At 58.4% G+C, this 13,603-nt stretch carries 14 protein-coding genes; 5 read left to right on the forward strand and 9 right to left on the reverse strand.

From position 1 onward, the window contains the following. Positions 1 to 31 precede the first annotated feature (31 nt). The 4 genes from KGD89_RS24835 to KGD89_RS24850 all read left to right on the forward strand — a co-directional run bounded on the left by KGD89_RS24835 (position 32) and on the right by KGD89_RS24850 (position 5,111). Complete coding sequence (locus KGD89_RS24835; RefSeq protein ID WP_025262433.1) at positions 32 to 1,327, forward strand: murein hydrolase activator EnvC family protein; 1,296 nt, start codon at positions 32 to 34, stop codon at positions 1,325 to 1,327. A 33-nt stretch (positions 1,328 to 1,360) separates the two neighbouring features. Then, positions 1,361 to 2,689, forward strand: a complete 1,329-nt coding sequence (locus KGD89_RS24840) for a S41 family peptidase (protein ID WP_025262434.1) — start codon at positions 1,361 to 1,363, stop codon at positions 2,687 to 2,689. 3 nt (positions 2,690 to 2,692) lie between these two features. After that, complete coding sequence (locus KGD89_RS24845) at positions 2,693 to 3,478, forward strand: divergent polysaccharide deacetylase family protein (RefSeq protein WP_025262435.1); 786 nt, start codon at positions 2,693 to 2,695, stop codon at positions 3,476 to 3,478. Positions 3,479 to 3,620: 142 nt separating this feature from the next. Continuing rightward, positions 3,621 to 5,111, forward strand: a complete 1,491-nt coding sequence (locus tag KGD89_RS24850) for a trypsin-like serine peptidase (protein ID WP_025262436.1) — start codon at positions 3,621 to 3,623, stop codon at positions 5,109 to 5,111. 4 nt (positions 5,112 to 5,115) lie between these two features. Here the strand turns inward: KGD89_RS24850 and KGD89_RS24855 are convergent, their stop codons facing one another. The 9 genes from KGD89_RS24855 to KGD89_RS24895 all read right to left on the reverse strand — a co-directional run bounded on the left by KGD89_RS24855 (position 5,116) and on the right by KGD89_RS24895 (position 11,891). After that, positions 5,116 to 5,871, reverse strand: coding sequence for a substrate-binding periplasmic protein (locus KGD89_RS24855; protein ID WP_025262437.1), 756 nt, complete (start codon positions 5,869 to 5,871; stop codon positions 5,116 to 5,118). A 120-nt stretch (positions 5,872 to 5,991) separates the two neighbouring features. Further along, positions 5,992 to 6,762 carry an imidazole glycerol phosphate synthase subunit HisF gene (hisF, locus tag KGD89_RS24860; RefSeq protein ID WP_025262438.1) on the reverse strand — a complete coding sequence of 257 codons (771 nt, stop codon included), beginning with the start codon at positions 6,760 to 6,762 and terminating at the stop codon, positions 5,992 to 5,994. A gap of 86 nt (positions 6,763 to 6,848) precedes the next feature. Beyond that, the gene (gene hisA / locus KGD89_RS24865) at positions 6,849 to 7,592 is read right to left on the reverse strand and encodes a 1-(5-phosphoribosyl)-5-[(5-phosphoribosylamino)methylideneamino]imidazole-4-carboxamide isomerase (protein ID WP_025262439.1); all 744 of its coding nucleotides are present in this window, start codon (positions 7,590 to 7,592) and stop codon (positions 6,849 to 6,851) included. An 84-nt stretch (positions 7,593 to 7,676) separates the two neighbouring features. Then, positions 7,677 to 7,940 carry a DUF2164 domain-containing protein gene (locus tag KGD89_RS24870; protein WP_025262440.1) on the reverse strand — a complete coding sequence of 88 codons (264 nt, stop codon included), beginning with the start codon at positions 7,938 to 7,940 and terminating at the stop codon, positions 7,677 to 7,679. Between the two features lie 5 nt (positions 7,941 to 7,945). Further along, the gene (hisH, locus tag KGD89_RS24875) at positions 7,946 to 8,584 is read right to left on the reverse strand and encodes an imidazole glycerol phosphate synthase subunit HisH (protein WP_025262441.1); all 639 of its coding nucleotides are present in this window, start codon (positions 8,582 to 8,584) and stop codon (positions 7,946 to 7,948) included. Next, entirely contained in the window at positions 8,584 to 9,177 is a 594-nt protein-coding gene (gene hisB / locus KGD89_RS24880) for an imidazoleglycerol-phosphate dehydratase HisB (RefSeq protein ID WP_025262442.1), read from the reverse strand. Before hisB ends, hisH begins: the two co-directional genes overlap by 1 nt. A gap of 175 nt (positions 9,178 to 9,352) precedes the next feature. Beyond that, entirely contained in the window at positions 9,353 to 10,564 is a 1,212-nt protein-coding gene (locus KGD89_RS24885) for an amino acid aminotransferase (protein WP_025262443.1), read from the reverse strand. Between the two features lie 27 nt (positions 10,565 to 10,591). Continuing rightward, positions 10,592 to 11,215 (reverse strand): YitT family protein, encoded by a 624-nt coding sequence (locus KGD89_RS24890; RefSeq protein ID WP_051427756.1) that lies wholly within the window; start codon positions 11,213 to 11,215, stop codon positions 10,592 to 10,594. A gap of 211 nt (positions 11,216 to 11,426) precedes the next feature. After that, positions 11,427 to 11,891: an Lrp/AsnC family transcriptional regulator gene (locus KGD89_RS24895; RefSeq protein ID WP_232924609.1), complete on the reverse strand. Its 465-nt coding sequence runs from the start codon at positions 11,889 to 11,891 to the stop codon at positions 11,427 to 11,429. 189 nt (positions 11,892 to 12,080) lie between these two features. On the opposite strand from KGD89_RS24895, the gene KGD89_RS24900 reads away from it, so the two are divergent. After that, positions 12,081 to 13,466: an amino acid permease gene (locus KGD89_RS24900; protein WP_025262446.1), complete on the forward strand. Its 1,386-nt coding sequence runs from the start codon at positions 12,081 to 12,083 to the stop codon at positions 13,464 to 13,466. Positions 13,467 to 13,603: the final 137 nt, after the last annotated feature.

Below are 13,603 nucleotides of genomic sequence, written 5' to 3' on the forward strand. Positions count from 1 at the left end.
TTCTCACAATTCCTCGGTATCGCCCACCCTCATGCTCCGCGCCTTGATTGCCCTTGTCCTGCTTTGCCTGCTCAATCCGGCGTTCGCCGATGACGAGCGTGCGCAAACCCAAAAACAGATCGACGCTGCGCGCCAGGATGTTGCCGAGCTGCAGAAAGTCCTGAACAAACTCCAGGAAGAGAAAGCGGGCGTCCAGAAGGACCTTCGCGCCACTGAAACCGAAATGGGTAAGCTGGAAAAGCAGGTCGAGGTCCTGCAAAAGGAACTAAAAAAGACCGAAACCGAGCTCCAGCGGCTCGACAGTGAGAAAAAAAAACTCAACACCGCTCGCGCTGAGCAGCAACGCCTGATTGCCATCCAGGCCCGTGCCGCCTATCAGAGTGGCCGTCAGGAATACCTGAAACTGCTGCTCAACCAGCAGAACCCCGAAAAATTCGCCCGTACCCTCACCTATTACGACTACATCAGCCAGGCCCGGCTGACCCAGTTGAATAATTTCAATGAAACCCTGCGCCAGCTGGCCAGTGTCGAGAAAGACATCGATCTGCAGCAGGCGCAATTGCTGGTCCAGAAAAGCAACCTGGACAGCCAGAGCGAAGAACTGGCCAAAGTCCGCCAGGAACGCCAGCAGGCACTCTCCAAGATCAATCAGGATTACAAGGCCCGGGACCAGAAGCTCCAGGCGCGCCAGCAGGATCAGGCCGATCTGGCCAAGGTGCTGAAGACCATCGAGGAAACCCTCGCCCGTCAGGCTCGCGAAGCCGAGGAAGCGCGTCAGAAAGCACTGGTTGCCGCCCGCGAAGCCGAAGAGCAGCGCCAGCGTGCCGCCAGCAGCAGCCGAAATAATGATGAACCCGCGCCAAAGCGACCAGTCAAAGCCCCCGGCGCCATGGTTTCCAGTGCCGGCGCGTCGTATGGCGGCGCTTTTGCCGAAGCCAGGGGTAAACTTCCCTGGCCTGTCGATGGTCGATTGCTTGCCCGCTTTGGTGAAGCCCGTGGAGATGACGAGCGGACCAAGTGGGATGGTGTGATGATCAGCGCTGCTGCCGGAAGCCAGGTCCATGCCGTGCATGGCGGGCGTGTGGTTTTCGCTGACTGGTTGCGCGGCGCCGGTCTTCTGGTCATTCTCGACCATGGCAACGGATATCTGAGCCTGTATGGTCATAACCAGAGCCTGCTCAAGTCGGCAGGCGACATCGTGAAGGCCGGTGAGGCAATATCCACCGTAGGCAATAGCGGCGGTCAAGACACATCAGCGTTGTATTTTGCTATTCGTCAGCAGGGTCGCCCCAGCGATCCAGCCCAATGGTGCCGCACTCAAGGATAAGTCGGCCCCAATATCTGTAGGAGTTCGTTAGACATGCTGCATTTGTCCCGCCTCACCTCGCTGACCCTGGCTATTGCCATTGTGATTGGCTCGCCTCTGGCACTGGCTGCCGAAAAAGCCACGCCAGCACCAGCGCCAGCAGCTGTCGCGCCCGCCAACGCCAAGGCACCGCTGCCGCTCGATGAGCTGCGCACCTTTGCCGAAGTCATGGATCGGGTCAAGGCCGCTTATGTCGAGCCGGTGGACGACAAGACCCTGCTGGAAAACGCCATCAAGGGCATGCTCAGCAACCTTGATCCGCACTCGGCCTATCTGGGCCCGGAAGACTTCCAGGAGTTGCAGGAAAGCACCAGCGGCGAGTTTGGCGGCCTGGGCATCGAGGTCGGCATCGAAGACGGTTTCGTCAAGGTGGTTTCCCCGATCGACGACACCCCGGCGTCCAAGGCCGGCATCGAGGCTGGCGACCTGATCGTCAAGATCAACGGCGCACCGACTCAAGGTCAGACCATGCAGGAAGCGGTCGACAAGATGCGGGGCAAGATCGGTGAAAAGATCACCCTCACGCTGGTTCGCGATGGCGGCACGCCATTTGACGTGACGCTGGCTCGCGCCACCATTCAGGTCAAGAGCGTCAAGGCGCAGATGCTGGAGAACGGCTACGGCTATATCCGCATCACCCAGTTCCAGGTCAAGACGGGCGACGAAGTCGGCAAGGCACTGGCCAAGCTGCGCAAGGACAACGGCAAGAAAATGAGCGGTCTGATTCTGGACCTGCGCAACAACCCGGGCGGCGTACTGCAGTCGGCGGTAGCCGTGGCGGATCACTTCCTGACCAAGGGCCTGATCGTCTACACCAAGGGCCGCATCGCCAACTCCGAGTTGCGCTTCTCCGCCGACCCGGCAGATGCCAGCGAAGGCGCGCCTCTGGTGGTGCTGATCAACGGCGGCAGCGCCTCCGCCTCGGAAATCGTCGCCGGTGCCCTGCAAGACCAGAAGCGCGGCATCCTGATGGGCACGGACAGTTTCGGCAAAGGCTCGGTGCAAACCGTATTGCCGCTGAACAACGACCGCGCCCTGAAGATCACCACGGCGCTGTACTACACGCCTAACGGTCGCTCCATTCAGGCTCAGGGCATCAACCCGGACATCGTTGTGCGACGCGCCAAGGTCACCAACGAAGCGGACGGCGAGAACTACAAGGAAGCCGACCTTTCCGGCCACCTGGGCAATGGTAACGGCGGTGCCGACAAGCCGACCGTCAAGGGCGGCGCAGCGGCCAAGGCGCGTCCGCAGGATGAAGACTACCAGCTCAATCAGGCGCTGAGCCTGCTCAAAGGCTTGAGTATCACCCGCGGCAACTAAGGCATGCGTTTTCTCTCATGCCTGCTGCTGGCCTTCTCGCTGACCGGTGCTGCCCATGCGGCACCCGACGGCGAGAAGGCTGACAAGCCGCCCGCCATCTATCTGAGCCTGATCATCGACGATCTGGGCCAGAACCCCGCTCGTGACAGCCGCACTCTCGCCCTTCCCGGCCCCGTGACGCTGGCGATCATGCCCGACACGCCTCATGCCACCGATTTCGCCCGGCAAGCCCACGCTGCCGGCAAGACGGTCATGCTGCACATGCCGATGGACCCGGCGACCGGCCCGTATGCCTGGCATCCCGGCCTGCCCTTGCCCGAGCTTGAAAGCCGTCTGAACGCCGCGCTGCTCAAGGTGCCTTATGCCGCAGGCATCAATAATCACATGGGCAGCCGCATGACCAGCGAGCCAGTGGCCATGGCCTGGCTCATGGAGGAATTGCAGCGCCGGCATATGTTCTTCGTCGACAGCCGCACCAGCGCCAAGACCGTGGCAGCCGCCGCAGCCCAGCGTATCGGGCTGGCAAGCGTGTCTCGCGATGTGTTTCTGGACGATGAGCGCACCGCCGAGGCCATCACCCGGCAATTGCAGATCGCGATCAAACTCGCCCATAAACAAGGATCGGTGGTCATCATCGGTCACCCTTACCCCGTGACCCTCGATGTGCTGGAACGCGAGCTGCCCAAGCTCAAGGCACAGGGCGTTGAATGGATCGAGCTGCGCCACATGATCAGCGAGAGAGGCAACAAGGCCATGGCCGGGCATGGGAAGGAAGGGATCTACCGCTGATTACCGACCTGAACGGCTTGAATCTTCCACACGCGCTGTAGGCTCCGCCTGCTTTAAATGTCCCCTGCCATTGCTGCCTTGATAACAGCATCAGCCCCCGCTTAAAGGGACTGATCGTCATAGCTGTTATCAAGGAAGAATCATGAATCTTCGCGTTTTTGCTGGCGCCTGCTGCATCGCCAGCCTTATGCAATTGCCCACCGCCATGGCCCAGGATCTGGGCGAAGGCCTGATTTCTCTTGCCCCGTCAAAAGTGCTGCTCGAAGCAGATGGCCAGAGCACTCACTGGAACGGAATCGGCCGCATAAAGAGCACAAAAGGCTCGCATTGCACCGCCACCCTGATCGATACACGCAGCCCCGGCAGCCCGGACGACGCGCCTGCCTACCTGCTTACCAACGGCCACTGCATCTCTCGACGCAACGGGCTGATCATCACCGACAGTGAAATCGAGGGGACCGTCCAGTTCAACTTTTTCACTGACAGCCTCGCCTACAGCTATCCATTGAAACGCGTTAACTGGAGCAGCATGCAAGGCGTGGACCTGGCGATTGTCGAGTTGCAACCGACGCTGGCATCGCTGATCGCTGACGGCATCCAGCCACTGCGACTCACCAACCAGATGCCGGAAAACGGCCGCGATATCCTGTCCATTGGTGCCCCGCTTTATATCGGCACAGGTCATCTGCGCATGGCGGCCTGCGTTCATCAGTCTTCAGGAGAAATCCTGCAGCAACCCTGGGTCTGGCGTCACACGGTCAGCAACCAGTGCAAGGACATCGCCAAGGGCTCATCCGGCAGCCCATTGCTGACCCGTGATACCGGTGAGGTGTTCGCAGTCTTGAATCTCACCAACCAGCCATCACCCGAAAGCTCTGCGGTAAAGGGTGAAGTGACGTTACCACCCGGTTTCCCGCCCCAGGCTGCCAACAGCAACTTTGGCAGCCCGGTCACCAGCCTGAACGAATGCTTCATTGATGGCGTGCTCACTACCGATCCCCAGCAGTGCAGGCTCTTTCCTGTGCATTCGATCCTGTTTGAGAAACCACCCAGACAATTTGCCAAGGTCAGGCTGGATGCTCTGGGCAATGAGGTTTATCCCTCGTGGGATCTGCAGTTCAGGGTGGATAAACCTTTCTATCGCTACAAGAAGGTCGGCTCGCCCCTGGAATGTGAGAATCCAGTGGGTTACAGCGCCACAATAACGTCCCGGGATGCCCGTATCGATGACCCGATAGACGCACGGCTCGGCATCAACTGGCTATGCATCATCGGCGTCTCGTCAGCCGATGAGCGGCCCAGCCACGGGATGATGCGCAACGCCCTGACACTGGCTGTGGAGTTGCTTGCAGCAGGCCCCACAAGCGACCCGCAAGTGCATATCAAAAAAAATCGCTTCGGCTCTTATGAGGTCAACTGGTTAAGTGACCCCGGACGGATTGATTACTACACCGCGAAGATCGGCCCGGCGGCGACAACGGACTGCACAGACCCGCAAGGCTTCAGAAGGCGACTGGGCAGCAATCTGGTGCTGCGCAAGAAATCACTGCCCATGAAAATCTGCACCTGCGCCCACGATGCCAACGGCCAGCGCTCCAGTGTGCGCGAGGACATTGTGTCCGTGAGCGAGTGAGGCGTTATTGATAACGCGCCTGAACCTTGTCCACCCAGCCTTCGGCGCGCATGTCATCCAGCTGCTTTTGCAGGCGGGCGACAACGTCGTCGGGTGTTTCCTTGTTCAGCGCCAGGAACAGCTCGGCCGTATGGAAGCGCAAGACTGTTTTAAAACCCGTGATGCCTTCCTGCTTGGCCAGATAACGGCCAACAGGATCGGCAGTGGCCCACAGGTCGATCTGGCCAGTGGCGAGTTTTCTGGCGTTGTCCTGATCCCGCAACATCAACACCGGGTTGAAGCTCTTGAGAATCAGGCTCTGGGCAACCGCATCACCTTTATAGGCGCCGACTTGATAAGCCTTGGCTTGCTCCAGGTCAGTCAGGGTGATGGTGCTGTCCTCACGGGCCAGCATGACCCAGTCAACCGGGCCGATGGGGCCGACCCATTTGAAGAGTTTTTCCCGCTCGGGCGTACGCACGGTGGAGAACACACCATAGCCGCGTTTTTCCAGCGCCAGTTTGTAGATGCGCTCCCAGGGAAAACGCAAGGTCAGGTTGTAGCTGATACCGGCCCGCTTGAACATCTCGCGCACGATCTCGACAGCGATGCCATCAAGGTTGTTTTCCTGAGCGAAGTTCTTGCCGTCCACCGCCATGTTGTAAGGCGGATAGTTTTCGGTCAGCAACACGATCGAAGGCGTCGACGCATCACTGCCCCGAGCGCTGAAACTGAGAAGAGCGCTGGCGCCCAGTAGTGCAAGAAAAAGACGTTTGAACATATTTCGGCACTCGAGCATGACAACCCCGTGCAGAGTGCCGCTATACCATGACAGTGTCTAGCAGTGTCGCTGCAACCAGAAAACTCATGACAGGGCGAGCAAGGGCTGCCCGCCTGCCAATCAACGAACGACGATACCGCGCTGAGCCATGTAGGCCTTGGCTTCGGGCACGGTGTATTCGCCAAAGTGGAAGATGCTTGCCGCCAGAACAGCGCTCGCATGCCCCTCAATGACACCCGCTGCCAGATGCTCCAGGTTGCCGACGCCACCGGAGGCAATCACCGGAATCCCCAGCGCATCGCTGATGGCCCGAGTAACGCCCAGGTCGAAACCGTTTTTCATGCCGTCCTGATCCATGCTGGTCAGGAGGATTTCACCGGCACCCAGGTCTTCCATCTTTTTCGCCCACTGCACGGCGTCCAGACCGGTCGGCTTGCGACCGCCGTGGGTGAAGATTTCCCAGCGCGGGGTTTCGCCTGGCAGGGAAACCTTCTTGGCATCGATAGCGACCACGATGCACTGCGAGCCGAAACGGGAGGCCGCTTCGCCAACGAATTCAGGGTTGAACACCGCCGCCGTGTTGATCGATACCTTGTCGGCACCGGCGTTCAACAGGTTGCGGATGTCCTGGACGGTACGCACACCGCCACCGACGGTCAGCGGAATGAACACCTGACTGGCCATACGCTCGACGGTATGGAGCGTGGTATCACGGCCATCAACGCTGGCGGTGATGTCCAGAAAGGTGATTTCGTCCGCGCCCTGCTCGTTGTAGCGACGAGCAATTTCCACCGGATCGCCCGCATCGCGGATGTTCTCGAACTTGACGCCCTTGACCACTCGACCGTTGTCGACGTCCAGGCAAGGGATGATGCGTTTGGCCAGGGCCATGGGGTTATCTCCGATAACAGCAGTTGCAAGCGGCAAGTTTCAAGCCGCAAGACAAAGCAGATCTGCTTCAGCTTGCGGCTTGCAGCTTATGGCTTGAGGCTCTCCAGATCACAGAGCGCCTGCGCCTCAGCCACGTCCAGCGTCCCTTCGTAGATTGCACGACCGGTGATTGCGCCGATGATGCCCGGTGCCTTGGCGTCCAGCAGGGCCTTGATGTCACCCAGGTTATGGATGCCACCGGAAGCGATGACCGGAATACGGGTCGCAGCAGCCAGCGCGGCGGTGAACGGGATGTTGCAGCCCTGCATCATGCCGTCTTTGGCGATGTCGGTATAAACGATTGCAGACACGCCATCAGCTTCAAAACGCTTGGCCAGGTCGATGACCTGCACGGTGCTGACTTCAGCCCAGCCGTCGGTGGCGACGAAACCATCCTTGGCGTCCAGGCCGACAATCACTTTGCCAGGGAATGCGCGGCAGGCTTCAGCCACGAACTCTGGCTCCTTGACGGCCTTGGTGCCGATGATGACGTAGCTCACGCCCGCCTTGACGTAGTGCTCGATGGTTTCCAGCGAGCGAATGCCGCCGCCGATCTGGATGGGCAGTTGTGGATAACGCTTGGCAATGGCCGTGACGACGTCGCCATTGACCGGCTGGCCTTCAAACGCACCGTTCAGGTCGACCAGATGCAGACGACGGCAGCCACCATCGACCCACTTGGCAGCCATGCTCACCGGATCATCGGAAAACACCGTGGAATCTTCCATACGGCCCTGGCGCAGACGTACACAGGCACCGTCTTTAAGGTCGATCGCGGGAATAATCAGCATACTTTTTCCTTCGTCAAAAGAGCGGCAAGCTTCAAGCGTGCGTGTCTATCAAATTCAGTTCTTGCAGCTTGAAGCCTGAAGCTTTCAGCTGCTCTTTTCGAGCGACCACAGATCGCTTTCGATGCTCTCGAAGCGCTCCTTGAGGAGCTGCTGAGCATCGAAAACCGCTCGGTTGTAATAGTGCGGGGCAATCTCGCTGGTAAAGAACTCAAGCACCTCGGCCACTTCAAACGACCCCAGGTCCATTTCAAAGCGCTGCGCGAACAACCGCTTGAGCTTGTCGATGGCTTGCTGCTCCTGTTCAGGAGTGAGGGTGAGAATCGGGGCCTTGGTTCTGGCTTTACTCATGGCGATTACCAGCGACCGTCCCAGGCCACGAAGTTCTGCAGCAATTGCAGGCCATGGGTATGGCTCTTCTCGGGGTGGAACTGCACGGCAAAGCGCGAGCCGTCAGCCAGGGCAGCGGCGAAATCAACGCCGTAATGCCCGCTGCCCACCACCTGACGCTGGTTGGCCGCCTGGATATAGAAGCTGTGGACAAAGTAGAAGCGCGCCCGGTCCGGAATGTCGTGCCACAGCGGGTGATCCACCGACTGTGTCACTTCGTTCCAGCCCATGTGCGGCACTTTCAAGTGCTCGCCCTGCTCTTGCAAGTCCTTGCCGAAGAACTTCACCTGGCCCGGAAACAGGCCGATGCAGTCCACGCCGCCGTTTTCTTCGCTGCGATCGAGCAAAGCCTGCATGCCGACGCAGATCCCCAGGAAAGGACGATCCTTGCTCACTTCACGAACCAGTGCATCGAACTCCAGGCGGCGAATTTCAGCCATGCAGTCGCGAATCGCGCCCACACCCGGAAACACGATGCGGTCGGCTTCGCGAATCACTTTGGCATCGCTGGTGATCAGCACACGGCCGGCGCCCACATGCTCGAGCGCCTTGGCGACCGAGTGCAGGTTGCCCATGCCGTAATCGATGACAGCAACCGTCTGCATCAGAGCACACCCTTGGTCGAAGGCATTTGCCCGGCCATGCGCTCATCCAGCTCGACCGCCATGCGCAGGGCGCGACCGAATGCCTTGAAGACGGTTTCGATCTGGTGGTGAGTGTTGGTGCCGCGCAGGTTGTCGATGTGCAGGGTCACGTTGGCGTGGTTGACGAAGCCCTGGAAGAATTCCTGGAACAGGTCAACGTCGAAGCCACCGACCACGGCACGGGTATAAGGCACATGCATCTGCAGGCCCGGACGACCGGAAAAGTCGATGACCACGCGGGACAAGGCTTCATCGAGCGGCACATAGGAATGGCCATAACGACGGATACCTTTTTTATCCCCGATAGCCTGGCTGAATGCCTGGCCCAGGGTGATACCGACGTCTTCCACGGTATGGTGGTCGTCGATTTCCAGGTCGCCTTTGCACTCGATATCAAGGTCGATCAACCCGTGCCGGGCGATCTGGTCGAGCATGTGCTCAAGGAAAGGGACTCCGATATCGAATCGGGCCTTTCCGGTGCCATCCAGGTTGATCGAGGCTTTGATCTGGGTTTCCAGGGTATTGCGCTCGACGGATGCCTTACGTTCGGCCATCACCAGCTCCGCAAAATCATTGGGCGAAAAAGATGATCATTATAGGCCCAGATGCGGTCGGCATGAAGTAAACAGACGAGGGGAAGGCAAGATGATGGCGGTTTGTCGGAGTTGAGGGGGCAAAATCGACGATTTCACGCCCCTCAAGCCTGCCGACACACGCTTGCGGAAGGTTTTACGCAGGTTTTCCGGCAAACAGGCTGCCCAGCGCATCGCAGAATTTGCCGATATTGGCCTCGTTCAGCCCGGCCATGCACACCCGGCCACTGCGAATCAGGTACACACCATATTTTTCACGCAGCTCATCGACCTGCTCAGGGCTCAGGCCGGTGTAACTGAACATGCCGCTCTGGCGAAGGATGAAGCTGAAATCACGACTCGGGACTTTCTGCTCCAGTGCGGTCACCAGCTTCTGACGCATGTCGATGATGCGCAGGCGCATGTCTTCGACTTCACTCAGCCACTCGTCGCGCAGTTGCGGGGTGTTGAGCACACGAGCAACCACCTGCGCGCCATGGGCAGGCGGGCTGGAGTAGTTGCGACGCACAGTAGCCTTGAGTTGCCCCAGCACGTTGGTGGCTGAAGCCACGTCATCGCAGACGATGGACAGGCCGCCGACCCGCTCGCCATACAGCGAGAAGATTTTCGAGAACGAGTTGCTGATTACTGTGGTGATGCCAGCGCTGGCCATCGCCCTGATCGCATAGGCATCTTCATTCATGCCCTTGCCGAAACCCTGATAGGCGGTATCGAGGAACGGAATGAGCTGACAGCTCTTGATAAGCTCGATCAGACGGTCCCACTGCTCCACCGACAGATCGGCGCCTGTGGGGTTATGGCAGCAAGGGTGCAGCAACACGATGCTGCGCGCCGGCAAGGTCTGCAGCTTGTCCAGCATGGCTTCAAAATCAACGCCACCGGTGCTCGAATCGAAGTACGGGTACGTGTGGACCTTGAAACCCGCACCGCCGAACAGCGCGTGGTGGTTTTCCCACGTCGGGTCGCTGACCCAGACCTGAGACTCGGGGAACGCATATTTCAGGAAGTCCGCACCGACTTTCAACGCCCCGGAGCCGCCGACGGTCTGGATGGTCGCCACACGGCCTTCAAGCAACGCAGGATGATCGGCACCGAACAGCAGATTCTGCACAGCCTCGCGATAAGGAGCCAGGCCTTCCATCGGCAGGTAGAGAGAAGCGGCCTGCTGCTCGCTTTCGGCCACTTGCTGCAGAGCACGGACTGCCGCAGCCAGAGGCGGGATGCGCCCTTCGGCGTCATAGTACAGACCGATACTGAGGTTGACCTTGTCCGCACGCGGGTCCTTCTGGAAGGTTTCCATCAGCGACAGGATCGGATCTCCGGCGTAGGACTCTACGTGGGCTAGCATGCGCAACAACTCCTCTTGTTTAGTGAATCAGGCCGAATAGCGATCGGATCGGTGGTTTTGCGCAATGATGAAATTCAGCAGCACGGCACCGACTATGGAAGCTACCAGAGTCGGCAGGCTGATGAACGTCAGGGAAGCGACAAGCACGCAAATATCCACACCCATCTGCAGCCAGCCTGCCTTGAAACCATATTTATCCTGAAGATACAGCGCAAGAATATTCACGCCACCCAGGCTGGCCCGGTGCCTGAACAGGATCAGAAAACCCACCCCCAGAATCAGGTTACCCAGCACCGAGGCATAAAAGGGCTGCAACTGATCGATATGGATGAACAGGGCATGCTGATCGGAAAAGAAGGATACCAGCCCCACGGCACAAAAGGTCTTGAGCGTGAACAGCCAGCCCATCCGGCGAAAGGACAGGTAATAGAACGGCAGGTTGAGGGTGAAGAACGCAACGCCGAAAGGCACGGCAAAGGTGTAGTGGAAAAACAGGGCAATACCCGCCGTACCGCCCGTCATGACGCCCGCCTGGCGCAGCATCAGCACGCTGAAGGAAATCAGGACAGTGGCGATGACCAGGGCAAATACGTCTTCCTGGGCCGAGTGGCGGGTATCAAGACTGTTGGGCACGGCGGTATGGGTTGTCATCAGGGCGCTCAGGCAGGATCGATGCAGGTGAATGACAGCGCTCTTGACCCAGCAACGCCATTGCAACTCACGATATGAGCACAAATCCTACACAATACGACCGATGTTAGCCAACAAATACAACTTTGCGCACACTAACGACTATAAAAACAACATACATGCATCATTTACGCACACCAATAACACTTGTGTGCCATAACAGTGCAGCGTTTTATACTGTCACCACACTGTTTTCCTTCAGGCGCTCCAGAACAACTGCCGTCTTTATATGCGCAACGCTGTCGCTTGCAGTAATACACTCCATCAACTTGTTGAGACTATCGAGGTCGGCAACAGCAACCTTGAGCGTATAATCCGCGTCCCCTGTCGTCTTGTAAGCGTCGATGATCGAACTGAGGTCGGCAACCAGTGCCTGGAATATCTCCCGATATTGCGTGTTGTGACTGACCAGACGGACTTCGATCATTGCCAGAACCTCGCGGCTCAGGGCTTGCGGAGCGATGCGGGCGTGGTAGCCCAGGATCAGATGGTCCTGCTCCAGACTGATTCTGCGACGCGAGCATTGCGATGCCGAAAGCCCGACCAGATCGCTCAGCTCCTGATTGGTCAGGCGGCCATTGGCCTGAAGCAGGGTCAGGATCTTCAAGTCGAAGTCGTCGATTTCATTCATTTTCATTGAGGGCAATCGCTCGTACCAGAGAGTTCAGGCCGGGAAGCCTATCAGTTTCAAAGCATCAACAGCGACCGCCCGAAGTGCATCACCGGACCACAAGAGAGATGGCACCTGTCTTGCAATCGAGGCCAATAGTAAAGCCAATGATGGCCATACCAGCCGATCCGTTATTAATACTTGCAGGGATTTTCAATGACCCAATCAACGCCGCCCGATCAACTGCATCGGGGTTTGAAGAATCGGCATATCCAACTGATCGCGCTGGGTGGCGCCATCGGTACGGGGTTGTTTCTAGGAATTGCCCACACCGTCAGCATGGCTGGCCCTTCGGTGATTCTGGGTTATGCGATTGCAGGCCTGATCGCGTTTTTCATCATGCGCCAGTTGGGCGAGATGGTGGTCGAGGAGCCGGTGGCCGGAACCTTCAGCCACTTCGCCAATAAATACTGGGGCAACTTTGCAGGCTTCATGTCCGGCTGGAACTACTGGGTCCTGTATGTGCTGGTAGGCATGGCCGAGCTCACGGCGGTCGGGTTGTACGTTCAATACTGGTGGCCGGACGTCCCTACCTGGGTTTCGGCAGCCGCGTTCTTCGTGATCATCAACCTGATCAACCTCAGCAGCGTAAAGCTCTACGGTGAAATGGAGTTCTGGTTCTCCATCATCAAAGTGCTGGCCATCGTCGGCATGATTGTTTTCGGCGCCTATCTGCTGGCCAGCGGCAATGGCGGCCCGGACGCTGCCGTAGCCAACCTGTGGCAATACGGCGGCTTCTTCCCCAACGGCGTCAGCGGGCTGGTAATGGCCATGGCCTTCATCATGTTCTCGTTCGGCGGTCTGGAGCTGATCGGCATCACCGCAGCCGAAGCACAGGACCCTCAGCGCAGTATCCCGCGCGCGACCAATCAGGTGATCTACCGCATCCTGCTGTTCTACGTGGGCGCACTGGTGGTTCTGCTGTGTCTGTATCCCTGGCAGAAAGTGGTGACCGGCGGCAGTCCTTTCGTGATGATCTTCCATGAGATGGACAGCGATGTGGTCGCGACCGTGCTGAACGTCGTGGTCCTGACAGCTGCGCTGTCGGTCTATAACAGTTGCGTCTACAGCAACAGCCGGATGATGTTCGGCCTGGCCAAACAGGGTAATGCACCCAAGGCAATGCTCAAGATCAACGCCCGTGGCGTACCGGTCAATGCCCTGGCGATTTCGGCGCTGTCCACAGGCACCTGCGTACTGATCAACTACCTGATACCGGAGCAGGCCTTCAAATTGCTGATGGCACTGGTGGTGGCAGCTCTGGTACTCAACTGGGTCATCATTACCATTACCCACCTGAAATTCCGCAACGCCAAACGCCAGGCCAACGAAACAACGCTGTTCAAGAGCTGGGGCTATCCGGCCACCAACTACATCTGCCTGGCTTTCCTGTTCGGTATTCTGGCAATCATGCTGTTCACACCGGGTATCAGTATCTCGGTGTACATGCTGCCAATCTGGCTGATCGCACTGGGCGCGGCCTACGCCATCAAGACCCGCAGTAAACCTGTCGCCTTCACGAATAAATCGACCACCCCATGACATGAGGTAGAAGCGAATTAATTCGCGAGAAGCCAGCACATCCAACACAGATAAGTCGTTTGAAATGCCGCCTCGCGAATGAATTCGCTCCTGCCGCAGGGGCAACGGGCCATAAAAAAAGCGCTTGCACGTCCTGT

This window comes from Pseudomonas cichorii, assembly GCF_018343775.1.
In the GTDB taxonomy this organism is placed as follows: domain Bacteria; phylum Pseudomonadota; class Gammaproteobacteria; order Pseudomonadales; family Pseudomonadaceae; genus Aquipseudomonas; species Aquipseudomonas cichorii.

Bases quoted from the DNA above. Each gene is read 5' to 3' on its own strand.
- KGD89_RS24895 (WP_232924609.1), bottom strand. From the start codon at position 11,891: ATGAAAATGAATGAAATCGACGACTTCGACTTGAAGATCCTGACCCTG.
- KGD89_RS24900 (WP_025262446.1), top strand. From the start codon at position 12,081: ATGACCCAATCAACGCCGCCCGATCAACTGCATCGGGGTTTGAAGAAT.
- KGD89_RS24885 (WP_025262443.1), bottom strand. From the start codon at position 10,564: ATGCTAGCCCACGTAGAGTCCTACGCCGGAGATCCGATCCTGTCGCTG.
- KGD89_RS24870 (WP_025262440.1), bottom strand. From the start codon at position 7,940: ATGAGTAAAGCCAGAACCAAGGCCCCGATTCTCACCCTCACTCCTGAA.
- KGD89_RS24855 (WP_025262437.1), bottom strand. From the start codon at position 5,871: ATGTTCAAACGTCTTTTTCTTGCACTACTGGGCGCCAGCGCTCTTCTC.
- KGD89_RS24850 (WP_025262436.1), top strand. From the start codon at position 3,621: ATGAATCTTCGCGTTTTTGCTGGCGCCTGCTGCATCGCCAGCCTTATG.
- hisF (WP_025262438.1), bottom strand. From the start codon at position 6,762: ATGGCCCTGGCCAAACGCATCATCCCTTGCCTGGACGTCGACAACGGT.
- hisA (WP_025262439.1), bottom strand. From the start codon at position 7,592: ATGCTGATTATTCCCGCGATCGACCTTAAAGACGGTGCCTGTGTACGT.
- KGD89_RS24890 (WP_051427756.1), bottom strand. From the start codon at position 11,215: ATGACAACCCATACCGCCGTGCCCAACAGTCTTGATACCCGCCACTCG.
- hisH (WP_025262441.1), bottom strand. From the start codon at position 8,584: ATGCAGACGGTTGCTGTCATCGATTACGGCATGGGCAACCTGCACTCG.
- KGD89_RS24840 (WP_025262434.1), top strand. From the start codon at position 1,361: ATGCTGCATTTGTCCCGCCTCACCTCGCTGACCCTGGCTATTGCCATT.
- hisB (WP_025262442.1), bottom strand. From the start codon at position 9,177: ATGGCCGAACGTAAGGCATCCGTCGAGCGCAATACCCTGGAAACCCAG.
- KGD89_RS24845 (WP_025262435.1), top strand. From the start codon at position 2,693: ATGCGTTTTCTCTCATGCCTGCTGCTGGCCTTCTCGCTGACCGGTGCT.
- KGD89_RS24835 (WP_025262433.1), top strand. From the start codon at position 32: ATGCTCCGCGCCTTGATTGCCCTTGTCCTGCTTTGCCTGCTCAATCCG.